Origin of the sequence: Prosthecobacter sp. (assembly GCF_044373815.1) — a bacterium.
In the GTDB taxonomy this organism is placed as follows: Bacteria; Verrucomicrobiota; Verrucomicrobiia; order Verrucomicrobiales; family Verrucomicrobiaceae; genus Prosthecobacter.
This window is the reverse complement of record NZ_JBIPNG010000038.1, coordinates 1-25,647: the sequence shown is the minus strand read 5'-3', so window position 1 is coordinate 25,647 and position 25,647 is coordinate 1. Positions and strand designations below refer to the sequence as shown.

Annotated in this window: 20 protein-coding genes; 7 read left to right on the top strand and 13 right to left on the bottom strand. The window is 59.1% G+C overall.

Annotated features, from left to right (window positions below; translation table 11 throughout):
• Positions 1 to 1,045 (bottom strand): Gfo/Idh/MocA family protein (locus ACIREA_RS05415; protein ID WP_397381243.1); only part of this gene is annotated, 1,045 nt, incomplete at its 3' end.
• An 82-nt stretch (positions 1,046 to 1,127) separates the two neighbouring features.
• Between ACIREA_RS05415 and ACIREA_RS05410 the strand changes: the two genes are divergently transcribed.
• The 3 genes from ACIREA_RS05410 (at position 1,128) to ACIREA_RS05400 (ending at position 5,863) form a co-directional block, all read left to right on the top strand.
• Positions 1,128 to 2,600 carry a sulfatase gene (locus ACIREA_RS05410; protein WP_397381242.1) on the top strand — a complete coding sequence of 491 codons (1,473 nt, stop codon included), beginning with the start codon at positions 1,128 to 1,130 and terminating at the stop codon, positions 2,598 to 2,600.
• Between the two features lie 69 nt (positions 2,601 to 2,669).
• A complete protein-coding gene (locus ACIREA_RS05405) occupies positions 2,670 to 4,346 on the top strand; it encodes a sulfatase (protein WP_397381241.1) in 1,677 nt (558 codons plus the stop codon).
• Between the two features lie 80 nt (positions 4,347 to 4,426).
• Positions 4,427 to 5,863 carry a Gfo/Idh/MocA family protein gene (locus ACIREA_RS05400; RefSeq protein WP_397381240.1) on the top strand — a complete coding sequence of 479 codons (1,437 nt, stop codon included), beginning with the start codon at positions 4,427 to 4,429 and terminating at the stop codon, positions 5,861 to 5,863.
• Positions 5,864 to 5,968: 105 nt separating this feature from the next.
• Here the strand turns inward: ACIREA_RS05400 and ACIREA_RS05395 are convergent, their stop codons facing one another.
• Entirely contained in the window at positions 5,969 to 7,225 is a 1,257-nt protein-coding gene (locus ACIREA_RS05395) for a response regulator (protein WP_397381239.1), read from the bottom strand.
• Between the two features lie 5 nt (positions 7,226 to 7,230).
• Positions 7,231 to 8,676 carry a sensor histidine kinase gene (locus ACIREA_RS05390; RefSeq protein ID WP_397381238.1) on the bottom strand — a complete coding sequence of 482 codons (1,446 nt, stop codon included), beginning with the start codon at positions 8,674 to 8,676 and terminating at the stop codon, positions 7,231 to 7,233.
• A 213-nt stretch (positions 8,677 to 8,889) separates the two neighbouring features.
• Between ACIREA_RS05390 and ACIREA_RS05385 the strand changes: the two genes are divergently transcribed.
• Genes ACIREA_RS05385 through ACIREA_RS05375 form a run of 3 tightly spaced genes read left to right on the top strand, consistent with a single transcriptional unit; the run spans position 8,890 to position 11,552 of the window.
• On the top strand, positions 8,890 to 10,029 hold the full coding sequence (locus ACIREA_RS05385; protein WP_397381237.1) for a glycerate kinase: 1,140 nt from the start codon (positions 8,890 to 8,892) through the stop codon (positions 10,027 to 10,029).
• 49 nt (positions 10,030 to 10,078) lie between these two features.
• Positions 10,079 to 11,002, top strand: coding sequence for an ACP S-malonyltransferase (fabD, locus tag ACIREA_RS05380; protein ID WP_397381236.1), 924 nt, complete (start codon positions 10,079 to 10,081; stop codon positions 11,000 to 11,002).
• Between the two features lie 4 nt (positions 11,003 to 11,006).
• Positions 11,007 to 11,552: a redoxin family protein gene (locus ACIREA_RS05375; protein WP_397381235.1), complete on the top strand. Its 546-nt coding sequence runs from the start codon at positions 11,007 to 11,009 to the stop codon at positions 11,550 to 11,552.
• Positions 11,553 to 11,558: 6 nt separating this feature from the next.
• Here ACIREA_RS05375 and ACIREA_RS05370 read toward each other — a convergent pair whose 3' ends face one another.
• The 8 genes from ACIREA_RS05370 to ACIREA_RS05335 all read right to left on the bottom strand — a co-directional run bounded on the left by ACIREA_RS05370 (position 11,559) and on the right by ACIREA_RS05335 (position 22,367).
• Entirely contained in the window at positions 11,559 to 13,160 is a 1,602-nt protein-coding gene (locus ACIREA_RS05370) for an arylsulfatase (protein WP_397381234.1), read from the bottom strand.
• A gap of 111 nt (positions 13,161 to 13,271) precedes the next feature.
• Positions 13,272 to 15,902 (bottom strand): DNA gyrase subunit A, encoded by a 2,631-nt coding sequence (gene gyrA, locus ACIREA_RS05365; RefSeq protein ID WP_397381233.1) that lies wholly within the window; start codon positions 15,900 to 15,902, stop codon positions 13,272 to 13,274.
• 44 nt (positions 15,903 to 15,946) lie between these two features.
• Positions 15,947 to 16,405 carry a four helix bundle protein gene (locus ACIREA_RS05360; protein ID WP_397381232.1) on the bottom strand — a complete coding sequence of 153 codons (459 nt, stop codon included), beginning with the start codon at positions 16,403 to 16,405 and terminating at the stop codon, positions 15,947 to 15,949.
• 49 nt (positions 16,406 to 16,454) lie between these two features.
• Complete coding sequence (locus tag ACIREA_RS05355; protein WP_397381231.1) at positions 16,455 to 19,016, bottom strand: DNA gyrase subunit B; 2,562 nt, start codon at positions 19,014 to 19,016, stop codon at positions 16,455 to 16,457.
• Positions 19,017 to 19,171: 155 nt separating this feature from the next.
• Positions 19,172 to 19,819, bottom strand: a complete 648-nt coding sequence (locus ACIREA_RS05350; protein WP_397381230.1) for a gluconate 2-dehydrogenase subunit 3 family protein — start codon at positions 19,817 to 19,819, stop codon at positions 19,172 to 19,174.
• Between the two features lie 10 nt (positions 19,820 to 19,829).
• Entirely contained in the window at positions 19,830 to 20,282 is a 453-nt protein-coding gene (locus ACIREA_RS05345; protein WP_397381229.1) for a TA system VapC family ribonuclease toxin, read from the bottom strand.
• Entirely contained in the window at positions 20,279 to 20,542 is a 264-nt protein-coding gene (locus ACIREA_RS05340; RefSeq protein ID WP_397381228.1) for a hypothetical protein, read from the bottom strand. The genes ACIREA_RS05345 and ACIREA_RS05340 overlap by 4 nt, the downstream gene beginning before the upstream one ends.
• Before the next feature lie 46 nt (positions 20,543 to 20,588).
• Complete coding sequence (locus ACIREA_RS05335) at positions 20,589 to 22,367, bottom strand: GMC family oxidoreductase (protein ID WP_397381227.1); 1,779 nt, start codon at positions 22,365 to 22,367, stop codon at positions 20,589 to 20,591.
• A 187-nt stretch (positions 22,368 to 22,554) separates the two neighbouring features.
• On the opposite strand from ACIREA_RS05335, the gene ACIREA_RS05330 reads away from it, so the two are divergent.
• Complete coding sequence (locus ACIREA_RS05330; protein WP_397381226.1) at positions 22,555 to 24,615, top strand: beta strand repeat-containing protein; 2,061 nt, start codon at positions 22,555 to 22,557, stop codon at positions 24,613 to 24,615.
• Positions 24,616 to 24,619: 4 nt separating this feature from the next.
• Here the strand turns inward: ACIREA_RS05330 and queD are convergent, their stop codons facing one another.
• Entirely contained in the window at positions 24,620 to 24,985 is a 366-nt protein-coding gene (queD, locus tag ACIREA_RS05325) for a 6-carboxytetrahydropterin synthase QueD (RefSeq protein ID WP_397381225.1), read from the bottom strand.
• Positions 24,986 to 25,087: 102 nt separating this feature from the next.
• Positions 25,088 to 25,647, bottom strand: a 560-nt coding sequence (locus ACIREA_RS05320) for a hypothetical protein (RefSeq protein ID WP_397381224.1), incomplete at its 5' end; no start/stop codon positions are given.

Genomic DNA, 25,647 nt, shown 5'->3' with positions numbered 1-25,647 from the left:
TGACGCCCACGCCTGCACCAGTGATACCTTCCTTGCCATCTTTGCCGGCAAGGGGCTGAAACTTCACGCCCTTGGTGGTCTGCATGAGCTTGTCCATGTTCTTGCCGTCCTTCGCGTCCGGCAGCCCACGCACTTCAAAGATGAGCGGGGCCTTTTCATAGCCGTGGTAAATGATCTGCGTGTTGGCGGTTTCGCCGTCATCCTCATAGCCGAGGCGGCCACCCACGCTCCACACGCTGGGAGAGAGTTCCGATTCGCCGAGGAACCAGCGGGCGATGTCCATCTGGTGGATGCCCTGGTTGCCGAGGTCACCGTTGCCGTAGTCCCAGATCCAGTGCCAGTCGTACTTCAGCTTCGCGCGCATGAGCGGGCCTTTCGGGCCGGGGCCGCACCAGAGATCGTAGTCGATGGATTCTGGCACCGGCTGAGGGCCTTCGGTCTTGCCGATGCTGGGGCGGCGTTTGTAGCACAGGCCGCGTGAGAGCAGGATCTTTCCGAGGTTGCCTTCCTGCACATACTTCACTCCTTCAGCGAGCCCTTTGCGACTGGAGCGCGACTGCGTGCCGGTCTGCACGATCTTGCCGTACTTGCGCGCGGCCTTGACCATCTGCCGGCCTTCCCACACGCAGTGTGACACGGGCTTTTCGACATACACATCCTTGCCTGCCTGGACGGCCCAGATCGTGGCCAGTGCGTGCCAGTGGTTGGGCGTGGCGATGCTCACGGCATCGATGTCCTTGTTTTCCAAAAGTTTGCGCAGATCAGAGTAGCCGGTGACTTTGATTTTTTCCTTGTCATAGGACTGCAGTCCTTTGTCGAGGGTCTTGCTGTCCACGTCACACAGGGCGGCAACGCGCACTCCGTCGCCATCTTTGTTGAGCTTGTTATATCCGCTGATGTGCGAGCCACCACGCCCGCCGAAGCCGATGACGGCCACGTTGATGGTGTCCCCCGGACTCTTCTGAGCCCATGAGGTTTTGGCGATGTAGAACACGCCGGTGGAAGCGGCGGCGGACTGTTTGAGGAAGGAGCGGCGATTGGTCATGGCGAGAAAGAAAACGCCACACAAGGCGCTGCCTTTCCTTTTTGACAAAGACGCTGGCATCCCTTCGTTCAAGATCCCAACCATGAGCCGACTCCTTGCCCTGCTGTTTACATCTTTTGCCCTGCTGCAATCATCCTTCGCAGCACAGCCGAATGTGCTGTTCATCCTCTGCGATGACCTGCGCCCGGATGCCCTCGGCTGCTATGGCTCCAAGCATGTGAAGACGCCGAACATCGACCGCCTGGCGAATGAAGGCGTGCGCTTTGCCAACACGTTCTGCACCACCTCGCTGTGCTCGCCGAGCCGTGGCTCCATTCTCAGCGGGTTGTATGCGCATGCCCATGGCGTGACGAACAACTTCACCGAATATCCGGCCACACTGCGCAGTTTCCCCTCGGTGCTGCATGATGCGGGCTACGCCACCGCCTACTTTGGCAAATACCACATGGGCGAGGAGAATGATGATCCGCGCCCAGGCTACGACACTTTCGTGACGCACAAAGGCCAGGGCAAATACTACGACACCGAGTGGAACCTCAACGGCAAGCGTGAAGTCATCAAAGGCTACTACACCAACGTCGTCACGGATCTCGCCATGGACTGGCTGAAGCAGCAGAGTGCAAACAAACCCTGGTGCGCGTGCATCGGCCACAAGGCCCCGCACAGCTTCTACACACCGGAGCCGAAGTATGAGCACAGCTTTGATGATGTGCGCGTCCCCTACCCGGCCACGGCCTTCATGCTGGATGACAAGCCCGAGTGGATCAAACAGCGCCTCTATACCTGGCATGGCATCTACGGCCCGCTGTTTGAGTGGCGGAAAAAGTTCCCCGATGACAGCCCTGCCGCTGTCAAAGATTTCGAAAACATGGTGCACGGCTACTGGGGCACCGTCTTGAGCGTGGACGACAGCGTGGCACGTGTGCGCGCCTGGCTGGAAGAGACCAAGCAGCTCGACAACACCATCATCGTCTTCATGGGAGACAATGGCCTGCTCGAAGGCGAGGACGGCATGGTGGACAAGCGCACCGCGCATGAGGCCAGCCTGCGCATCCCGTTGATCATGCGTGCGCCGCAGCTCACGAAAGCGGCCAAAGTCATCCCACAGCAGGTGCTCACCGTTGATGTGGCGCCCAGCCTGCTCGCACTCTGCGGCGCGCCGCCCATGGCAAACATTCACGGCAAATCCTTCGTGAAGCTGGTGCAAAGCGGCGATCCCGACTGGCGCAAGAGCTGGTTCTACCACTACAACTACGAGAAGCAGTTCCCCTACACCCCGAATGTCCGCGCCGTTCGCACCGACGACTGGAAGTTCATTCACTACCCACATGGCGACGGAACAGCCGACAAGCACATGGCCGAGCTGTATGATCTGAAAAATGATCCCGGTGAAACGAAGAACCTCATCGGCAAACCGGAAATGGCAGGCAAGATCGAGGAACTGCAGGCCGAACTCGCCAAGCTGATGCTCGCCACCGGCCTCGATTCCAAGACTGACAAGATGCCCATCGACGAAGGCGTGAAGAGTGCGCTGCCAGATGCGAAAATTCGCTGACGCCAATTTAAACCCTTGTAAAACCAGCCAAATGAGACAGCGTCTCATTTCATTCCCAGCCGATATTTCATGCGCCGTTTTCTCGCCTCCTTCCTCTGCTCTGCCGGTCTTGTGACCGCCCAAACTACTCCGGTCAATCCAACGCCAGCGGTGCCAGAAGCTCCGGCTGCACCTGGTGCTAATTCGGTTCCTGCCGCACCAGCGACTGCAACCCCTCCAGCAGTACCGACTCCCGCGCCAGCCACCGCGCCAGCCACCGCGCCCGGAGCGCCCGCTGCCGCAGCCCCTGCCACGGAAACGCCCCCGCCTGCCCCTTTGCCCCCCATCCAGCCGCCGCCAGTGAAGGTTCCTGTGGTTCCGGCGCTGCCAGCGGGACCGCCGCCGAACATCATCGTCATGCTCATTGATGACATGGGCTGGACGGATCTGGGATGCTACGGCTCCAAGTATTACGAGACGCCGCACATTGACCAGCTTGCGAAGGACGGCATGCGCTTCACCCAGGCCTATTCGGCCTGCACCGTATGCTCGCCCACACGCGCGGCCATGATGACGGGCAAATCACCAGCTCGCTTGCACATCACGGACTGGATCGCAGGCCATGTGCCGAGCAATGGACGTCTGCTCATCCCCAATTGGACAATGAAACTGCCACTGGAGGAGGAGACCATCGCAGAGCGTCTCAAGACGAAGGGCTACGCCACGGCAAGCATCGGCAAATGGCATCTCGGCGAGGAAGAGTCTTATCCGACCAAGCATGGCTTTGATGTGAACATCGGCGGCATGCATATCGGCTCACCGCCCAGCTACTTCTCGCCATACAAAATCGCCACGCTGCCTGATGGACCCAAGGATGAATTCCTGAGCGACCGCCTCACTGATGAAGCCGTGAAATTCATCGACAAGAACAAGGAGAAACCCTTCTTCATCTATCTCCCACATTACGGCGTCCACACGCCCATCATGGGCAAGCCGGAAGTCATCGCGAAGTATCAGGCCAAAAAAGCAGCCGGTGGCCACAGCAACCCTGTGTACGCCGCGCTGGTCGAGAGCATCGACGACAGCGTGGGCAAACTGCGCGCCAAACTGAATGAACTGAAGCTTGCCGAAAACACGATCTTCATATTCACCAGCGACAACGGCGGCCTCAGCGGAACCGTCAACGCAAACGGCTGGTCGCGTGGTCCTACGGACAACAGCCCGGCTCGCCTTGGCAAAGGCAGCGCGTATGAAGGCGGCGTCCACATCCCGCTCATTGTCTCGTGGCCCGGCTTGGTGAAACCCGGCAGCACCTGCGATGTACCGGTGATCACCTATGACCACGTGCCCACGCTGCTCGCCGCCACGCAGACAGCGCTCGCGAAGGATCAGGTTGTTGATGGCGAGTCACTGCTGCCACTGCTCGGCGGCACGGACACCCTCGCCCGCGAGGCCATCTACTGGCACTACCCGCACTACCATCCCGGCAGCGCCTCGCCTTACAGCGCCATCCGCGAAGGCGACTGGAAGCTCATTTACTTCCATGAGGACAACCACGTCGAACTCTACAACCTGAAACTCGACGCCGGTGAAGTGGACAATCGCGCCCCGTTTGACTCCGTGCGCGCGCTGCAACTGCGCGACAAACTCATGGCCTGGCTCAAAGACACCGGTGCCCAGATCCCTGAACGCAATCTGAAGTACGATCCCGACAAGCCGCTCAATGAGCCAAGGAAGCCGGGAGCGGGGAAAAAGAAAGCGAAGTGATTTGGAGAAGCGCAGCTCTTTGTGCTTCTTGACGTTTCCTCTGAAACTTCGCCTGCGACGAGCGTTGTAATGCCACAACCATGAGTGCCAGCCAACCTGTCTCGTCCCGTCGTCAGTTCCTTGCCCGCAGCGCCACCGCCGCTGCGGCTCTGGGATTTCCCGCCATTGTCAGCTCACGTTCGCCGAACGAAAAGCTGAACCTCGTCTTCATTGGTGTGGGCGGACGTGGTGCATCGAATATCAAGGAGCTCACCGGCGTCGCGCTGTACACGCCACCCCGGGGTAAAAATGCCGCCAAGCCGGACGCGGGTGCGCAGCCGCCTCCCGCCATCGAGCCGCGTGAAAACGTCGTCGCCATTTGCGACGTGAATGGCGAGAACCTTGACCGCGCAGGCGTGGCGTTTCCCAAGGCGCAGAAGTTCCGCGACTTCCGCAAACTGTACGATTCCGTCAGCGCTGGCGAGATTGATGCCGTCGTCATCAGCACCACCGAGCACACGCATGCCTATGCCACCCTGCCTGCGCTGCTGATGAAGAAGCATGTGTATTGTGAGAAGCCGCTTTCCCACAACGTGGCTGAAGCGCGTTTCATCACGGAAGCCGCTGCCAAAGCCGGTGTCGTCACGCAGATGGGCACACAGATTCACGGCATGCCAAACTACCGCCGCGTGGTCGAACTGATTCAAAGCGGTGCGATCGGCAAAGTCACCGAGGCCCATGTGTGCGTCTCGCGTGCCTGGGGACTGCAGAGCGAGGAAGACGCGAAGAAGAACGGAGACATTGTTTACGTCACGGAACGCCCCACGGTGGGTGAAACACCGCCGCCGTATCTGGACTGGGATCTGTGGATCGGCCCTGCGCCGATGCGTCCTTACAACAGCGTTTATTTTCCCGGTCCCAAGTGGTACCGCTGGTGGGACTTTGGCAATGGCACCATGTCCGATCTCGGCAGCCATTGGAACGACCTCCCCTTCTGGGCGCTGAAACTCGACGCCCCGCTCAGCGTCGAAGTCTTTGGCCCGCCGCCGCATCCCGAGATCGCCCCGGCTTCCATGCACGCGGTGTATGAGTACGGTCCGCGTGGTGACATGCCCGCCTGCAAGATCCACTGGCATCAGGGCGCGGACAAACCCGACGTGTGGAAGAACGATCCCTTCATCAGCAAGTGGGGCAGCGGGGTGCTCTTCATTGGCGACAAAGGCATGCTGCTCTCCGACTACGGCAAGCATGTCCTTCTCCCCGAAGCCACGTTCAAAGACTTCCAGGCGCCCAAGCCCTTCATCGCCGACTCACCCGGGCAGCATGCCGAATTCCTCGCCGCCATCCGCAATGGCACGCCGACCGGCAGCCCCTTCAGCTACGCGGGTCCGCTGACAGAAGCCAACCACCTCGGCAACGTGGCGCACCGCGCGGGTGGTAAAATCCTCTGGGATGCCAAAGCCATGCGCATCACGAATAATGAGGCGGCAAATCGCTTCCTGAGTCGTGTCCCTCGTGATGGCTGGAAGCTGGGGTGAGCACGCGTGTCTAACAAGGAGCGGGACTTGCCAAGTCCCGTCTGGAAAGATTGTTTCGAGCGCTCATACGCGGCACTTGGCAAGTGCCGCTCCTTGAGCCTCCCCTTACGCCGCCACCATCTCGTCACGCATCTTCCAGCGCTGCTCGTGGTTGAGCAGGGTACGGAAGAAATCTTCTTCCTTCTTGGGCTCCAAGTTGGTTTCGACGGGCAGGCTGAATTCGAGCTCCAGGCCACGCGGCTCCAGATGGCGGGCCTCGGCGGTGCCGCCATGCAGATGCATGGTGACGTAGCAGGCCATCATGTTCACGCCAAAATCATCCGGCTTGCGGCTGCGGGTGTAGAAGGGATCAAACAGATTCACCGGCTTGTCCCCGCCCTCCCAGACACCGGTGTCACGCACATACATCACCAGATGCGACTGCCCTTTCGCATCCTGACGGACTTTCGCGCTGATGTGAATGCTGTCGCCTGGGCTGAGGTGCGTGAGTTCCTCCATGAAAATCAAACGCCACATCTGGCGGAAGCGCGCGCCATGCACCATGACCGGCGGCAGACTTGGATCCACCGAGACTTCGATTTTCAGGTTCTTCTCCTTCATCTGCACGGCAAACATGTCGAGCATCTCGTTGATGACGCTGCTGAGATGGCATTGGTCCGTGCGTTCCAGGCGTTTGGAGTGTGAGGCCTCGGCCAGACGAGCCAGCATGGACTGAATGCGTTCGAGCTGTGACTGAGCCTGGTTTTGCACATCAATCCAGAAAGACGGATCTCGCGGATGGGCACCACCGATCTCCTCCATCAGTTTCATCGGTGCCAGGTCAATGAATGCGCGCACGACCGTAAGCGCATTGCGCAGGTGATGATTGAGACCTTCCGCGAGGATGCCGAGGCCGGATACTTTGTCTGCGGAGAGCATGTTGCGCACGCTTTCCGCCTTTTCCACCAGCAGGCGCTCGCGCTCGATGAGCGCATGGTAATAGTCCAGTGCGTGCTTGATCACCACGCTCAGTTCATCCGGATCCCAGGGCTTGTGCAAATAGCGGAAGCAGCGCCCGGAGTTCACCGCATCCACCGCCGCCTGATAGTCTGTGTAGGCCGTGACGAGAATACGCACGAGGTTGGGATTGAGCTTGCGTGCATGCTCCATCAATTCAATGCCGCTGGGTCCGGGCATGCGCTGATCCGTGAGCAGCAGGCCGATCTGCGGACCGTAATTTTGCAGGATGCGGTAGCCGTCCATCGCGTTGTTGGCGACGTGGATCGTGTACTCATCCCCAAAGATCTCCTTGAAGTAATGCAACGCCTTCTCCTCGTCATCGACGTAGAGAATGTGATAAGGCGATAGCAGCGTGCTCGACATCAGTATCAGGTGGTCGCAGGTTTTTTCAGGCTCAGGGTGAACTGCGTGTGGCTGCCCGCCGCAGTGTCGATCTTCACTTCGCCTTCCATCTGCTGGATCATGCGGAAGCAGATGCTCAGGCCCAGGCCCATGCCCTGCCCCACCTGCTTGGTGGTGAAGAAGGGATCAAAGATCTTCGAGAGGTTTTCCTTCGGAATGCCCGAGCCGTTGTCCCGCACAATGAAATCCACGCCATTCGCGGTTTCGCAGGCTTTGAGCCAGATGGTGGGCGATGGACGATCAGCCAGAGCATCCAGACTGTTCTGCACCAGATTGAGCAAAATCTGAATGAGGTAGTTCTCGTCTCCCTGCGCGATGACGTCCGCCGGGATCTCATCCACCAGCATGACTCCGCGGTCACCGATCTCTTTTGCCAGCAGGCGAAGAGCCTTGCGCGCGGTCTCCTGCAGATTCACCGGTCTGGAGCCACGATTTTCGGGATGCGCAAAAGTGCGCAGATCCGAGACGATAGCAGCCACGCGGTCGATGCCTTCACCGATGTCTTCGGCAATGCTGGTGAAAGTCTCGGCAATATCAGGCGGCAGCACCTTGCCCTTTTTCTTGAGCAGATAAATCGCTGACTTCACGTAGTTCAGCGGGTTATTGATCTCGTGCACGATCCCGGCACTGAGGCGGCCGATCGAGGCCAGCTTTTCACTTTGATCGAGCTGGGCTTCCGTTTCCCGCAGACGCTTCAGCGTGGCGGTGAGTTCCTCATTTCGTGCGGCCAGCTCTTCGCGCTGATCCTCCACCTTGCAGCGGTTGGCGAATTCCCGCACGCGGATCGCATGATGCTGGCGGCTGCCGACATAAAGAACCACGCAATGCAGCAGGAGAAAGCCGGTGTTGTTCACGAAAATCCCCAGAGCACGAGGTTCGTTCGTCGTGAAGAGATTGGGCAGCGTTGCAGCAAAGTAGGCGATCACCACCAGACCAAGCGTGATGCCGATCTCACGGAACGTCCAATGGAAGACAAACGCCGTCGATACGATGCACAGCAACAAGCCCGCGTAGTAGCCGGAACCGGGATCGCCGCTGAGGTAGATCATGAAGCAGATCATCAGCGCTGGCAGCAGAGGCAGGATGATCGGATAGGCGCGGCAGTATTTCCGCCCGAGCGATCCGTTCAATGCCAGCAGCAACGGCACGCAACTCGCCGAACAGGCCAGACGCAGCACCAAAAACTGCCAGTAGTCGGCGGGATAGGCCATCCAGTCGAGGAAACTGCACAACGGAACAAGGATCATCACAAACCAAGCCCCCATCCTCGCATTGCGCAGATTAAGCTCCATCTGTTCCTTCTCGAAACGGTTGGGTGGAGGCACAATTTTTTCTGAACCTCTCCTGACGGAGCGGTCTGTGCTGGATGCGATCAGAGGTGAGCTGATCTCTGCCAGGGTGGCGGTTGACATAATTACTATAAAATTAATAATAATTACGTTGTTAAATCAAGGCCAATTCAAGGTTTTTTACAATTCCCTGACAAGAGGTCGGGAGCGGTCAAAGGGGCTCACCGAGAGCAACGTCCCCACGTAAAATGCGCCATTGAGGCGGCTTGAAGACGCAGCTCCATTCTCTTCTTGATCGCTTGGCAGCCCGCCGGGGCTTGGCATCATACGCGGCTCATGCGCATTCTCATCGCCATCGACAAGTTCAAAGGCTCCATCCCGGCCACGGAGGCTGCTCAGGCCATCGCCTCGGCCCTGAACGAGACTTTGCCAGAAGCCGTCTGCGACCTCTGCCCGATTGCCGACGGGGGGGAAGGCACCGCTGAGGCGGTCGTCACCGCACTGAATGGCGAGTGGTGTGAGACCGCCACTTTTGACGCCCAAAACCGGCCGGTCACCGCCCGCTATGGTCTCGTCCGCGAACCAGCGCATTTGGAAGCCATCATGGAAATGAGCGCCGCGTCCGGCCTCGCCATGGTCAGTGACCTTCCGCTGAATCCGGCCAAGGCAAGCACGCACGGCACGGGTTTGATGCTGCAGGATGCCATGGAACGTGGCGTGCAGCGCATCGTCATCGGCATCGGCGGCAGTGCCACCAATGATGCCGGGATCGGCATGGCGGCAGCGCTGGGGTTTCGCTTCCTGGATGCTTCAGGGGCACCGCTGGAGCCCATCATCGCCAACATGGACCGGCTGGCCAGGATCGAGCCGCCGGAGGGGGACTTTCCCGAAATCCTGGTCGCCTGTGACGTGAACAATCCTCTGCTCGGCCCCCATGGCTGCACGCAGGTCTACGGTAAACAGAAGGGTGTGACGGACTTTGCGTTCTTCGAGAATCGTCTGCTGCATCTCGCGGATATTGCGAAACGAGATCTCGGTGTCGATCACCGCGATGTTCCCGGCGCAGGCGCCGCCGGTGGCCTCGGATTTGGCCTCATGGCTTTCTTCGGAGCCAAACTCACCAGCGGCTTCGATTTGATCGCCGATCTCGTCCATCTTCGTAAACGTGTGGCCGCCGCCGACCTCGTCATCACCGGTGAAGGCCGGCTGGATGCCCAGACACTCCACGGCAAAGGCCCCATGGGCGTCGCCGACATGGCCCGCGAGCTCGGCAAACCTGTGGCCGCCTTTGCTGGAGCCATCGAGGCCGAAGACCAGCTCCGCACCCGCTTCGACCTCCTCTGCGCCATCAAACCCAGGGAAATGCCGCTGGCTGAAGCCATGCAGCGCGGCACCGAACTCCTGACGGCGGCGGTCATTGCTCAAAGCCCGGCCATTCGCGACCTCTTGACCGGCCCCACTGACCGTGCTCAGTGATCCCTTCCACTTCATTTAACAACCAGTCTCCCGTATCCAGCATCCCCGAATGAACGCAGTCCTCCTCTTCGCCGGTCAAGGCGCCCAAAAAGTCGGCATGGGCAAAGATCTTGCCGAAAGCTATCCCACCGTCCGCGCCCTCTTTGACCAGGCCGATGCCACCCTTGGCTACTCGCTTTCAAACATCATGTTTGAAGGCCCGATGGAGGAGTTGACGAAGACGTCCCGCTGCCAGCCTGCGCTCTACGCCCACGGCCTGGCCATCCTCGAAGTGCTGAAGAGCAAAGTCCCCGCCCTCAACATCACCGCCACCGCCGGTCTCTCCCTCGGCGAATTCACCGCGCATGCCGCCGCCGGCACCTTCGACTTCGCCACCGGACTCAACCTCGTCTTCCAACGCGGCAGCTTCATGGAAGAAGCCTGCGAAAACACCAAAGGTGCCATGCTGGCCCTGCTCGGTGGTGAGGAAGCCGCCATTCGCGAACTCGCCAAAGAGTGCGATGTGGATGTCGCCAATCTCAACGCCCCCGGCCAGATCGTGCTCAGCGGCAGCGCTGAAGGCATTACCGATGCAGCGGCCAAATCCAAGGACAAGGGCATCAAGCGCGCCATTCCCCTGCCCGTCGCCGGTGCTTATCACAGCCGACTGATGAAGTCTGCGCAGGACAAACTCGCCGTGGCTCTTGCTGCGGCATCCATCCAAAGCCCGAAGGTTCCGGTGGTCTGTAACTTCGAAGCACGTCCCGTTTCCACCCCCGAGGAAATCCGCGCCACGCTCACCAGCCAGGTCACTGGCAGCGTCCGCTGGGTGGAGAGCATGCAGCACCTCATCGCCGCAGGTCACACCACCTTCATCGAACTCGGCCCTGACGCCACCCTCGCCGGACTCATGGGCAAGATCGACAAATCCGTGAAGGTCATCAGCATCAAGGATGCGGTCTCGCTGGATGCGGCCGTCGCCCAACTGCAATAAGGCTATGAAGCACCTGCTCTGCGCGATGCTGCTTCTCACCGGCATCGCCTCCGCACTCGAACTGCCGGCCACCGACGGCAAGAGCTACGATCCTGCCGCTGCGGGTGACAAGAAGGCCGTCGTGCTCTTCTTCGTCTCCCCGTTCTGCTCGACCACCAAGTCGTTCATGAAGGAGATCAACCAGATCACCGCCGATTACAGCGACCGCGTCGTCGTTTACCTCGTGCACTCTGATCCCGAGATCACGAACGAAGTGGCGATGGAGCATGCCATCCTCTCCGAGGTGAAGGCCACCGTACTGCTGGATAAAGGGCAGGCGCTTGCCAAGCAGGTGCAGGCCAGGATCACGCCGGAGGCTGTCGTGCTCTCACCCAAGAGCGAGACGCTTTACAAGGGCCGCATCAACAACCTCTACCTCGGCCCAACGAAGCGTCAGCGTGCCGCCACCACCAAGGATCTGCGCGATGCGCTCGATGCCGTTCTCGCCGGGAAGCCTGTTCCAGCTCCGCAGCCTGAGGCACAGGGCTGCAAGATTGGCGGCATGAAGTGATTCAACTCACTCCTCCGCCTTCTTCCCTTTGCCCTTCTTCTTCGGTTCTGGCTTGGGACCAGCCTGGGCGACGTATTCTTTATCCAGTTTCTCCCAGCGTTCCGCCATCGCCTTCACGCGCTCCGGTTCCTTGGCAGCGAGGTTGTTCGACTCTGCGCGATCCGTTGTCAGATTGTAGAGCTCCCACGCATTGCCGTTGTCGGCGGCGCTCACGATTTTCCAGTCGCCTTCACGCAAGGCACGATTGCCGGAGTGGTGCCAGAACAGGAAATCACGGCTGATTGTCTCATCTTTCGCAAAGGCGGGCACCAAGCTGCGTCCCGGAAAAGGTGGCGCGTTATCTGGCATGGCGGAGACATCACCACCGGCGAGCGTGAGGATCGTGGGCACGATGTCGATGACATGTCCCGGTGTGTGGCGCAGATCGCCCTTCGCACTGATGCCCTGCGGCCAGTGGGCAATGAACGGCGTACTAATGCCGCCTTCATGCACCCAGATCTTGTGACGACGGAATGGCGTGTTGGACACGGTTGATCCTCCGGGCCCGAGGCAGAGATAGGATTCGGCAGCGCCCATGGGTGCTGCTTTGTCATGTCCGAGTCCGCGCACCATGATCTCTGCGCTCGCACCGTTGTCAGACAGAAACAAGATGAGCGTGTCCTCGTAGGCATTCATGGCTTTCAACTGCGCCAGCACGCGCCCCACTTCTTGATCCAGGCGATCAATCATCGCAGCATGGATCGCCTCTTTCGTGGCCTGAAACTTCTTCTGCTCCGACGTCAGACTATCCCACGGCACCGCATGCCGCGTTTCACCTGAGCCGAGGATTTCCAGATCGCTCTCCTTGCCGCTGGGTGCGGTGATCTGCGGCTCAGGGTCGGACAAGGTTGTCGCGACGAGCCCCAACTGTTTCTGCCGTTCAAAGCGCGCCGCCCGTGTCTTCGGCCAGCCTTGTGTGTAGGTGTCTTTGTATTTCGCCATGTCCTCCGGCAGAGCTTGAATCGGAAAGTGCGGCGCCGTGAAGGCCACGTAGCTGAAGAACGGCGTGCCCGCATGCTGCTGTGCGTGCTCCTTGAGGAAATCGATCGCATGATCCGCTATCGCGATGCTCGAATACCACTGCCCTTCCGGCTCTGGCAGCGGCTTGTCATCCAGCTCATGCCTTTGCGGATGGAAATGGTTGTCCTGCTTCGCCACATGGTAGGAATGGTCAAAACCCGCATCCGCCACGACGCGCGGAGTGTTTCCCACATGCCACTTGCCGGAGTGATAGCTGCGATACCCCAATGGCGCGAGGCGCTGGGGCAAAGTGCGCACCCAGGCCGGAAATTTGCCATACTGCGGGTCCATGCCAATCTGCTGTGCATAGTGCCCCGTCATGAGCACACTGCGCGTGGGCCAGCACCGTGCGGTGTTATAAAACTGCGTGAACCGCAGCCCGCCTGCGGCCAGCTTGTCGAGATTCGGCGTCGCTATCTCACTGCCGTAGCAACCGAGATCCGAGTAGCCGAGGTCATCCGCGAGGATGATGACAAAATTGGGTTTCGCAGACGCAGCGTGCAGCGTGGCGCAGATGAACAGCAGAAAGAAAACAGGCAGGCGAATCATGCTGCATCCAAACGATGCCCCTGCCCTCTTTCTACGTCTATTTCCGCCAGTCAGACATGATCACAAAAAAGAGGCGCAGTTGCCTGCGCCTCTTTGGATTTGTGGGTCGGCTTATTCCGCCGCAGGCGTGTCTTCCGCTGGCGTTTCCTGAGTGGGTTCAACAGGAGCAGCTTCCACCACGACCTCCGCCTCTTCCGCAACCACGGTGGCCACGTCCTGGATGGTTTCGCCTTCCTTGAGACCCATGAGCTTGACACCCTGGGCATTGCGCCCGGTTTCACGGATATCACAAACTCGAATGCGCACGCTCTGGCCCTTGGTGGTCATGAGCATGAGTTCGTCTTTGTCATGCACCGCCTTGGCGGCGACGACCTTGCCGGTTTTCTCCGTGACATTCATCGTGGTCACGCCTTTGCCACCACGATTGGTGAGAAGACGGTACTCATCAAAAGCAGTGCGCTTGCCGAGACCGTTCTCGGAGACGACGAGCACCATCGTGTCCGGCTCGTTGGTGATGCAACTGACGATGAAGTCGCCATCGTCCAGAGTGATGCCCCGCACACCGGCGGTATTACGGCCGATCGAACGCAGGTTCGGGGATTCCGGATCATCGCCCGTCTCATGGAAGCGGGCGCACATGCCCTCATGAGTGACAAGGCAGACCTCCTTGTTGCCGTCGGTGAGCACGACATCGACGAGGTCGTTGCCTTCATCCAGCTTGATGGCGATGATGCCGTCCTTGCGGTAGTTCTTGAACTCTTCGAGGGCGGTCTTCTTCACCGTGCCGTCCTTCGTTGCGAAGAGGACATACTTGTCCGCCGCCCACATGGCGTCGTCTTCAGCCCCCTGCGCCTTGAGGATCAGCACGCTGGCGATCTTCTCCTCGGCACGCAGGTTGAGCATGTTCTTGATGCTGCGGCCCTTGCCAGTGCGCGAGGCTTCTGGGATCTGGTACACACGCTCCACATACATGCGCCCGGTGTTCGTGAAGAAGAGTAGGAAGTCGTGCAGATGCGCACTGAAAAGATGCTCCACGAAGTCGCTGGCTTCATCCTCGCCCTGCGAATCGCGGGTTTCCATGCCTTTGAGACCCTTGCCGCCCCGACCCTGCACGCGGTATTCGGCGGTGGCGGTGCGCTTGATGCTGCCCATGTGCGTCATGGTGACGACGGTCGGGTCGTTCGGGATGAGGTCGATGTTTTCGATCTCGCCCTCGGCGGCTTCGATGCGGGTCATGCGCGGCGTGGCGTGCTTCAGGCGGATGGCCTGCAGCTCGTCCTTGATGATCTGGAGCACGCGGGACTCACGGGCCAGGATGTCCATGAAATCACGAATGCTGACGAGCACGTCATCGTAGTCCGCTTTGATCTTGTCGCGCTCAAGTCCGACGAGCTGATAGAGGCGGAGTTCCAGAATGTCTTCGACCTGCTTGTCGGTGAAGATATACTTGTCTCCCACGATGCTCGCCTGGGCACGAATCATGATGCCAAGCTGCTCGGCGGTGCTGATGGAGAAATGGTAGGCCTTGAGGCGCTCGCGGGCTTCGTCGCGGTTTTTGCTGTCGCGGATGATCTTGATGAAGTCATCCAGATGGCCAAGCGCGAGGAGCTGGGCCTCCAGCTTTTCAGCTTTAAACTCGGCCTGCTTCAGCAGGAAGCGCGTGCGGCGGATGATGACTTCACGGCGATGCTCGATGTAGCAGGCAATCGCGTCCTTCATGCTCAACACACGCGGCTTGCCACCGTCGATGGCCAGCATGTGGATGGAGAAGCTCGACTCCAGCGCTGTGTGCTTGTACAGATTGTTCAGAACGATCTGGCCACGCGCATCGCGTTTGAGGTCGATGACGACGCGGGTGTTTTCGTCCGACTCATCACGCACACCGCTGATTTCGGCGATGACCTTTTCATTCGCCAGTTCCGCGATGCGTTTCACCAACTCAGCGCGGTTCACGTTGAACGGAATCTCGGTGATGATGATCTGCTCGCGGTTGCCGTTTTCGACGATCTCCGCCTGTCCACGGGTGCGCACGCTGCCATGGCCCGTTTCCATGTATTCGCGGATGCCATTGGTGCCGAGGATGACGCAGCCCGTCGGGAAGTCCGGACCTTTGATGTGAGCCTGCAGCTCCGTGCAGGTGATTGCTGGATTGTCGATCTGGGCGCACACCGCATCGACGACTTCGCCAAGATTGTGAGGTGGCATGTTGGTGGCCATACCCACGGCGATGCCGGTGCCGCCATTGACGATGAGATTGGGGAACGCCGCCGGGAACACGGTCGGCTCGGTGAGACGTTCATCGTAGTTCGGCACGAAATCGACGGTCTCCTTCTCCATGTCCGACATCAAAGTGCCGCCCAGGTGCGTCATGCGGGCTTCCGTATAACGCATGGCTGCCGGAGGATCGCCTTCCACGGAACCGAAGTTCCCCTGTGGATCGATCAACGGTTCACGAATGGCCCAGGGCTGCCCCATGTGGACGAGCGTCGGGTAAATAACGGCCTCACCGTGCGGATGGTAGTTACCAGAGGTGTCACCGCAGATCTTCGCACACTTCATGTGCTTCTTCGGCGGATAGAGCGACAGCTCATGCATCGCATAAAGGATGCGGCGCTGGGAGGGCTTCAGACCATCACGGACATCCGGCAGCGCACGGGCGATGATGACGGACATCGAGTAGTCGAGGAAGGAGTTCTTCACTTCTTCAGCGACAGAGATGGGGCGAATGTTGGGGTCTTGCATGAGATGGGAAAGGTCAGGGCTGGCGACGGAGCGCCGTCAAAAGGTCAATTATGCCAGGCGGAAGTGCGTGGGTGGAAGAACTCCTCCAGAGGCAGAAGGTGGATGGAGCTGTCTTGGGAGGAGTCGCGAACGGAGTTGGAGTGAGCAGGCTCGAAAGTCTCAATGTAGTTGTCGAGCTGACGACGGAGGGTTTCGAGTTTCAGCAAGAGTTCTCTGGCCACGGAATCGATGACGAGCCTTCGAGCCGCAGCCTTTTCCAGCCACGTTTGCGTCTGACGGAGAGCCCCCAGAGCATAGTGGCAAAATTGGACAATCTCCTGGGCGGAGCTGCGTCCGGCACCTTCGGAGATGTAGGCAGCGATGGAATCGGCAGCGCGCATCCACTGCAATCCGACCGTCTGCTTCGCGAACAAATCCCAGCCGGCAGTCACAGACCATACGTCCTCCCCAACCCGCATCGCGAGTTGATAGACTTTCAGTTCATGTAGATCGACCGTGCCCATTCCAGCTTCTTGGCGATTCCTGACAACTACTTGCTCTCTTGATCCGCTCCTACACGTCGAGGTTGCGAACGTTGAGGGCGTTCTCTTCAATGAAATGCTTTCGTGGCTCGACCACGTCGCCCATCAAAATGGTGAACATGCGTTCGGCTTCGTGGGCGTTGGTTTCGTCGAGCTTGATCTGAAGCAGCGTGCGCTTGTTCGGGTCCATGGTGGTCTCGAAGAGCTGCTTGGCGTTCATTTCACCCAGACCTTTGAATCGTTTGATCTCCATGCCACGCTTGCCGATCTCCATGACTTTGTCGAGGATGCCCGGGATGCTGAAGACAGGATGAACCTTGGCGTTGTCACCATCGCCTTCGATGACTTCGAAGAGCGGCTTGTCCTGGCTGCTGAAGTGATCCACGTGCAGGCCGAGTTCATCAAGCTGCTGGAAGCGCTTCTTCATGCCATGTGCTTCGTGGATCTCAATGAGACGGGCGCGACGGTGTGACTTTGGCAAAGCGACTGCTCCGTTGCCATTGGCCTCGACGGCTGCCGGGTTGCCAAAGAGATGCAGGTCGCTGTTGTCACGGGAGAAGGCAGCAATCTGCTCATTGCTGTGGAAGTAATGAATCTTGACCTCGTTGCCCTCACGAATCACCACGAGGTGATGCGGCAGGTTGCCGGTGGCTTCATCGCGCGCCTGGAGGTAATGCTCAAAGTCAGCGCCATGACGGCGGATGATGTCGGCAAATTTGGCCACGGGCACGAGCAGATCGAGGATCGCCTTGAGGCGGTCGGCGGCCAGCTTGCTGCCGTCGGCGATGTTGCGGAGGCTGATTTCACCGGAACCGAGTTCGAGCAGGATGGCGTCCATCTCGGCGTCGCTCTGCACATACTCCTCACGCTTTTTACGCGTCACCTGATACAGCGGCGGCTGCGCGACATAGATGTGGCCGCGCTTCACGAGCTCAGGCATCTGGCGGAAGAAGAAAGTGAGCAGCAGGGTGCGGATGTGGCTGCCATCGACGTCAGCATCGGTCATGATGACGATCTTGTGGTAGCGGAGCTTCTCGATGTTGAAGGAGCCTTCCACCTCGCTGTCGCCACCGATTCCGGTGCCGATGGCGGTGATCATGGTCTGGACTTCCTTGTTTTGAAGCACCTTCTCAAGGCGAGCCTTCTCCGTGTTGATGAGCTTTCCACGCAGCGGGAGGATCGCCTGATTGTGGCGGTTGCGGCCCATCTTGGCGGAGCCACCGGCGGAGTCACCTTCGACAATGAACAACTCGGTCTTCGCAGGATCGCGTTCGGAACAGTCAGCCAGCTTGCCGGGCAGGCCGCCGCTGCTCATGGCGTCCTTGCGGATGGCTTCACGGGCCTTACGCGCAGCTTCGCGGGATTTCGCCGCGATGATGATGTTCTTGATGATCTCGATGGCCGTGTCGGGATTCTCATCAAAGAAGCGCAGCAGGCCTTCATAGACGATGGAGTTCACCACGCCTTCGACTTCACCGTTCACCAGCTTCACCTTCGTCTGCGAGTTGAAGCGCGGATTGGTGAGCTTGACGCTCAGCACGCAGATCATGCCCTCGCGGCAGTCGTCGCCTTCGATGTCGGGCAGCTTTTCTTTGAAGCTCTTCGGGTTGACGTTGATGTATTGCTTCACCGCCTTGGTCAGCGCCGTCTTGAGGCCGCTGTAATGCGCGCCACCGTCCGGATTCGGAATGGCATTGGCAAAGCAGAGCGTCTGCTCATTGAGCCCCTTGTTCCATTGCAGCACGCAATCGACGAGGATGAACTTCTTCTTGTCATCAATCGGCACTTCACGACGGCCCGCGAGCGCGACGGGTTCAGGGTGGATCTTGTCTTTGTCCGCACCCATTTCGCGCACGAACTGCTTCACACCTTCCTGATAGAAAAGGATCTCCTGCCGCTGCGGTTCGTCGCGCTCGTCGGTGAGGGTGATTTTGATGCCGGGATTGAGGAACGCGAGTTCCCGCAGGCGCACCAGCAGACGATCAAAATTATAAGCCGTGGTGACGGTGAAGATCGAGGCGTCCGGGAAGAAGGAAATCTTGGTGCCAGTGGTCTTTGGATCATCGAGATCGCCCAGAACCGTCAGCGGCTCCGTCGTTTTGCCACGCTCAAAGCCGATGGCGTAGATCTTGCCGTCGCGGAAGACCTCGCACTTGAACCAGTCGGACAGAGCATTGGTACACTTGGCACCCACGCCGTGCAAACCGCCGGAGAACTCATACGCGCCATCGCCAAATTTACCGCCCGCATGCAGGCTGGTGAGCACGAGTTCCACCGTGGGGATCTTCGCCACCTTGTGCATTTCCACCGGGATGCCTCGGCCATCGTCCTGAATGGTGATGGAGCCGTCCGTGTGGATGCTGATCCAGACGTTTTTGCAGTGACCGGCGAGATGCTCATCGATGGAGTTGTCCACCACTTCAAACACGCAGTGGTGCAGGCCGCGTTCATCGGGATCTCCGATGTACATTCCGGGTCGAAGCCGGACGGCTTCGAGGCCTTCGAGTTTCTGAATTTGATCGGCACCGTAGGCCTGGTTTTCGGCCACACCGGTATTGAAAGCAGCATTCTGCTCAGGAGACTGTTCGGACATAGGATTTGAAGAGGCTGACCATCGACTGAATCCGTCCATGAAACCGCTACCGGAAACGTGCTCGATGATGACCTTTTTAGACTAGCAAGATGAAGAGGCGAGCAAAGGGATTTTTTGCTACCAAACGAAGTCTTTTTTGGCCCCCAAATCAGCCCTCAAACCACATCCTGCAGGCCCAGCTTCGCGATCACCTCCGGCAAAACCCCGGGATAGGGGCCGCCGATGCTGATATTGCCCACGTAGCCGAGGCTTTTCCAGGTCTGACTATGGCTGTAATAACCGCCGACACAGAGCTGGCGGAAGCGCTTGAAAAAGACCGCCCCGACATGGTGCTCCGGTTTGGCCTTGGCTGCATCGCAGATGTCATCGACGATCTGGGACTGCTGATCGACGCCCAGCTCCTCAAAACGCTTCGAAAAGCGCTTAAAACTCTCCGTATTGAGCCAGCCGAGGCCTCCGCGCAGGGTCTCACGGTCCTCCTGATGCGCGGGATAATCGGCGCTGACCCACTCATTGATAAAATCTGGAACGCCAACTCCCGAGGCGGCAGGAGAGGTTTCATCCTTCGGCAGGATCAAATCCGCCAGGGCCTGCGTGGTGGCCAGCTCCTCGGCAGACAGCAGCTTTTCCCACGGAAACTTCAGCGGCTGCATGAAGTCGGGGTCGTGAAACACAAACCGCGACGGATGTGCCGGTGGCGCCGGCTCCGTGTGGTTTGGCGCGGCAATGGCCGGAACGGCTGCTGCACCGGCAGCACCGGTCAGGAGGCCTTTGAGGGCGTTGCGACGGGAGACTGTGTTCACGGACATAATGCTACGGATTAATTTTAGTTATTCCAGCAACGGGATTGTGCCAGGTCAGGCCGGAAAACTTGTTAAAATCACCATCACATGAACATAGTTCAGCCTGAGATTGGATCGCCAAGGCCGCGAGATGAGCATCGCTGATGAGATTGCCCCCGATTCCAGCTTGCAGACAGCTTTGACGAAAATCCTCTGCATGCGAGATGGCAGGCACCGCAATGCGGCTCACTGGCTGGGCCAGCCATTCGTCGACATAGTCGAAGGCTTCGTCAATCGAGAGCGGGTTCGCCATCGCTTTGGAGTTGGTGGTGATTCGAACGAAACCAATCAACACGTTCCAGGCAAACAGCACAGGCTCAGAGCCGCTAAATTGCTTTTGCAGCCATTGGATGCATGAACCATGCCGCGATGAACTGCGGTCCACGGCATAAACGAGCACGTTCACGTCAGGCAGCACGCTCATTGGCTGACGCGAAGTTTGGCGAAATCGGCTTCATCATCCATGGCCGCCAGCAAGTGGCTGGGCAATACGTCCGCCCGCATGCCGAGATCGCGCGGTTTCAGCACATAGATCTGCCGAGTCTTTTTACGCATCTTCGGCCGCGAAGGCAACCCGGCGCGCACGGCATCGTTAAGCGTCTCTTTAAAAGTTGCCCCGCTGAGTTTCATGACCAGGCGAAGCTGAGCGGCCACGTCTGCGTCGAGGGTGACGGTCGTTTTCATACTGCCAAAATAGCTTTCATTTCGGAATGTTTCAACCTTCCAAAACTCACACATTCCCCCGTTTCATCTCCTCCATCAGCCATTCGCTGGAACGCCAGGCGAGGGCAAGGATGGTGAGAGTGGGGTTTTTGTCGGGGTTACTGGGCAGGACGGAGCCGTCCATGAGGAAGAGATTCTTCACGTCCCAGGTCTGGCAGTATTGATTGGTGACGCTTTCAGCGGCCTTGTCGCCCATGCGGGCTGTGCCGACTTCGTGGATGATCTCTCCGGGACGCTGGATGGCATCCGCTCCGCTGAGAGGCTTGGCCTTGCCTCCCATGCCTTCGATCATGGCCGCGAAGGTCTGCTGCATGTGTTCCGCCTGTTTGATCTCATGATCGCTCCATTTCCAATGGAAACGTAGCACCGGGATGCCCCATTGATCCACCACATTGGGATCAAGCTCACTGTAGCAATCCTTGTTCGGCAGCATCTCACCGCGACCGGAGAAACCGAACTGCGCGCCGTAGTAACGGCGTGCTTCTTCCTTAAGTTTGCGGCCATACACACCCGGCGAAGTCGAGTCCAGATAGCCAAAGTTCTTTACCTCAGGCATCTGGCGACCGCCACCCATCTCGATGTGGTAGCCTCGGGCAAAGCCAAGCTTGGCGTGTTCATTCACCAGCCACCAAGGCACATAGGTGTGCAGTCCGCCCGCGCCATCCTCATTCATCGGCGGCAGGTCTTCCATGGCGGGAATGTGTACCCCGAGACGTGTGCCGACGCTGTCCATCAGATTCCGTCCCACTTGCCCGGAAGAGTTGGCGAGGCCAGCTTTGTCGCGGGACTTTGAATTCAGCAGGATGCGCGAGGTTTCACAGGTGCTCGCGGCGAGAATAACCACGCGGGCTTTCGCGATCGCATCCCGGCGGGTGACCTTGTCGATGTAATGCACGCCCGTGGCTTTGCCGCTGTCATCCAGCACCACTTCACGCACCATCGCATCCGTGATGATGTCGAGATTTCCCGTGGCCAGCGCAGGTGGCAGCAGCACGGTCGTGCTCTGGAAATTCGCACGAATGCTGCAGCCGCGAATGCAGTTCGTGGCCCAGAAGCAGGCAGCGCGCGACATCATGTCCTTGCCGAGAATCTCCTGCGCTTTGGGATTGTTTGGAAACAGCACCTTCGGCAGGTTTTTCCAATCCATCGGCTGACTGAGCACCGCACGATGAGCTGCGACAACAGGTACGCCCAGCTTCCTCCCCGCCTTCTTCGCGAGCAGCTCCCCCACACGCGGCTTCGGCGGCGGCATCAGCACGCCGGGAGATGAATTCGGTGCGTTCGCAATGCCGTCGTTCTCACCATAAACACCGATCAACTGCTCCACTCGGTCATACCACGGAGCCATGTCAGAATAGTTCATCGGCCAGTCGACTCCGAGGCCATCACGGGATTTCGGTTTGAAATCAAACTCACCAAAGCGCAGCGAGATACGGCCCCAGTGATTCGTGCGCCCACCGAGCATGCGCGCACGCCACCACCAGAAATCACCCTCCGTCCCCTGCTTGTTCGTGTACGGCTCCCCCGGCACCTGCCAGCCGCCGATGTTGGAATCATAAAACCCGAAGGGTCGGTCCGGCGTGGCCGACCCACGGAGCGGCGCCATCTCCGGCGTGTTGAACATCGGCGTCTCCTTCACCGGTTCGTAATTCCGCCCGGCCTCGATCATGAGTACTTTCACACCGTTCAAGGCCAGGATCATCGCCGCCATGCCACCGCCGGCTCCAGAGCCCACGACAATGACATCATACTGCGGCTGCGTTTTGCGTTCGGTTAGGACAGGCATGGCGCGACTATAGCCAAGAGATGGAAGCGACAAGTCATGTTACGTTTTTTCCATATTGGAGCAGGTTAGAGCCTGAATTTCGCAGCTCCAATGTGCCAGTTTTGCCACAAGGCAAAATCGTAACGCCGGGCCTTTCGACAACGAGGAACGCAACACGCATAGGCGGCGCGAAATCCCACCACGCGCAATGACTCCCAAGCACTTATCCTTCACCTCCGTTTCCCTCGCCATACTAGGCTTAATTTCGGCCGCCTCGCTTCATGCGGCCACCTTTGTCATTAGTTCCAACTCCACCAGCGCGCAGACGCTTGATACAAATGGGCAGACCGGCACTGTGGACGCCGGCAAATCCTTGACGCTAGGCGGTGCCACGGTGGCGGTGACTATGAGTGCCACCACCACACTGACCAACAATGGAACGATCCAGCAGACTGCAACTGGCCGGGCGATTGACAGCACGGTAAACAATTCCTCGCTCACGATCTCGAATACGGGGACCATCACTTCGGTGAGCACCGATGCAGTGCGGGTCAATGCGGCCAACACAGCCATCTCGTTGACAAACAGCGGCACCATCAGTGTGAGCGCGGGCGGTCAGGCAATTGACTGGGCGGCGATCACCACCGCTGCCAATTCTTTGACCAATCAGCTTGGCGGCGTTATTTCCACAGTCGGTGAAGATGCCGTGCGGCCGGGCACTAATGGCACGGTGATCAATGCAGGAACGATCACGGCGACACCGACTGGCACGACAGCGCCGACCGGTAGCGATGGCATCCAGGCCAATGGTTCGGGAGTCACGGTCACCAACACCGGAACAATCTCGGGACGCCATGGAATAACCGGAGGTTTCGCGGGATTTTCCCTCACGGTGAACAATGACGCTGGCACCATTTCGGCGGTGAACGGTTCCGGCATCAACATTGACGGCGTTTTCACCAACACCACGGTCAGCGTCGGCAATGCATTTGGTGCCACCATTCAAGGTGGTGTGCTTGCGGCTGCAACCAATGGTGATGGAGATGGCGTGGATGTGGACGGTGTGCTCACCCTGAACAACTCCGGCGACATTTTAGGGTACGGAGCCAAAGGCGTGGGCAGTGACACGCTTCCGAACAATGCGGAGGCAATCGCGGCTGGTGGCGGCTCGATCATCAACACCTCGACTGGGCGCATCATAGGCAGCTCCCTGACAGCGGATGCGCCGAATGGTGACAATACGCGTGCTGGAAATGGCATTCTCGTGGACAACAGCTCAGGTGGAAACGCTGTCGCGGCGACCACTGTGACCAATAGCGGCCTGATTCAGGGCAAGACCGGCTTTGGCATCAAGATCATCGGCACCTTTGCCGACAGCATCACCAATAATTCCGGCGGCACCATCCGTGGCGCGGGTACAGGTGCAGGTGCTGCAATCCAAACCGGTGACGGTGGAGACATCATCAGCAACGCCGGAACTATCACTGGCGACAATGGTCAGGCCATCGACCTGGGAGCTGGCGATGACACGCTCACCATCACCGGCGGCACAATCACCGGCAGCATCGACGGCGGCACAGGCACAAACACCGCCACGTTCAATCCAGGCACCGGCAACACCTTCAGCTATGCCGGGGCGATCTCCAATTTCAGCAGCGTGGACATCTCCAGCGGCAACGTCATCTTGTCCGGTGCCAGCACCTACAGCGGCAACACCACCGTCAGCGGCACGCTCAGTGTCACCAACTCCACGGGCAGCGCCACAGGCTCGGGCGACGTCACCGTCAACTCGACCGGAACCCTGAAAGGCACGGGCGACATCGCAGGCAACGTCTCTGTCGCCAGCGGCGGCACCATCGCCCCCGGCCTCAGCCCGGGCACACTGAACATTGATGGAAATCTCAGCATCGTGGACGGATCTCACTTTGCATTCGAACTCGGCACCACGTCCGATCTGCTGAACATCGGCGGAGCCCTGAACTTCAGCGGCGGAGGCACCGCGCTTTTTGACATCCTCAACAATGGCATGACCTCGGGCTCGAACTACACGCTGATGAACTACAGCTCCGTCTCCGGATTGACGCTTTCAAATCTCGCCTTCGGTTCCACGCCAGCTGGCTTTGCCGGTCAGTTCACCATCGGTGCCAGCTCACTTACGCTGCATGTGGACGCCGTGCCTGAGCCCTCCCGTGCCGTGCTGGGCGGTCTGGGCCTTGCCGTCCTGACTCTCCGCCGTCGGCGCAAAGCGCGCCATTTGGCCAAGGCTTGATCGATCAAAACTCGCCACGAAACACGCAACGGGCGTTGGGTGTTTCGTGGATCACGATCTCACAGAGTCCGGGCAGTTGCGGGGCCAGCTTTTTCCAAAGCCAGGCGGCCATGTATTCGATGGTGGGATTCTCCAGACCTTCGATCTCATTGAGATAAGAGTGATCCAGCTGGTCCATGATCGGCTTCATGGCCTTGGAAATTTCCGCGTGGTCATAGACCCAGCCGATCTTCGGATCCACCTCGCCCTCGATGGCAATCTCCAGCTTGAAGGAATGGCCGTGCATCTTGGTGCACTTGTGGTCGCCAGGAAGATTAGGCAGCGTCTGGGCGGCCTCGAAACGGAAGTCTTTGATGATGCGTGCGCGCATGTTTTTTGGGTGGGGGGAGTCTTTAACCCACGAATATCCACTCACCAGCACAATTGATGTGCGAAATTTGATAATTGAGGATTCAGAGCGCCCGGGTGTCCGCTACGGAACCTTGTCCGGCGGCGGGGAGGCGGACTGCACGGGCACCTTGTGCGGAGGGAGGATCGTCAGTTTCAAACGGTAAACCACACCATCAAACGGCGTGCTGTTGGGATATTGGGCGAGCTTCAAAATCCCGAAGCTTTGCCCGGCGGCGATGCCTGCTTTGGGTTCCTGCGGAAATCCTTGTTCAAACGGGGCCACGCCCAGCACCTCGCTGTGTCCTGGCACAGCGAGCGTGATGACACCGCCGGTGTCTATTTGCGCACGCATGTTCACACGGCCTTTCTCAAGCGCCGCGCCGCTGATGGCGGTGCTCTTGCCGTTGGTAAACACGGTCAATGTGGGCTGGGAGGCCACCAGGTGCAGGGCATAGCCGGACTGCTCGTCACCCTGCGCCAGCAGCGTGCTGTCCTGATCCACCAGCGGATCAAACTCAAAGGAAGCATCCACAAAAACGCCCCTGCCCTGCAGCTTGGGCGCATCAGCAGCGCTGAGGACATCTCCCAGATTCAGCGCCAGATCGACCGAACCCGCCGGGCTGGCAGCGCCGATGATTTCAG